Below are 539 nucleotides of genomic sequence, written 5' to 3' on the forward strand. Positions count from 1 at the left end.
GCCGGCGGCATGCGCTTCTATGCACCGGAATACCTGCGCCAGGTTCGCACTTTATGCGATCGCCACGATGTTCTGTTGATCGCCGACGAAATCGCCACCGGCTTCGGCCGCACCGGCACCATGTTCGCCTGCGAACAGGCCGACATTGTCCCGGATATCATGTGCCTGGGCAAGGCCATCACAGGTGGCTACATGACCCTGGCCGCGGTTCTGACTTCGGCCGAAATCAGCCGGACCATATCTACCAACGCTCCCAATGCTTTTATGCACGGCCCGACCTTTATGGCCAACCCGCTGGCATGCGCGGTCGCCAACGCCAGCATCGATCTCCTGCTTGACAGCCCCTGGCAAGAGCGCATCGCCGCCATGGCCGCCGCCTTTGCCCGCCACCTGTTTCCCTGCCGGGACTGGGAGGGTGTTGCCGAGGTGCGCATCAAGGGCGGGATAGGCGTGCTGGAACTCGAGCGACCGGTCGACATGGCCAGGATCACCAGAGGTTTTGTCGAACAAGGCGTGTGGATCCGTCCATTCGGCAGGCT

1 protein-coding gene is annotated in these 539 nt (G+C 62.5%); it reads left to right on the forward strand.

The genetic code is table 11. The features are described 5' to 3' along the window. Nucleotides 1–539, forward strand: a 539-nt coding sequence (locus RQ738_RS13645) for an aminotransferase class III-fold pyridoxal phosphate-dependent enzyme (RefSeq protein WP_314165869.1), incomplete at both ends; no start/stop codon positions are given.

This window comes from Sulfuriflexus sp., assembly GCF_032250955.1.
Lineage (GTDB): Bacteria > Pseudomonadota > Gammaproteobacteria > AKS1 > AKS1 > Sulfuriflexus.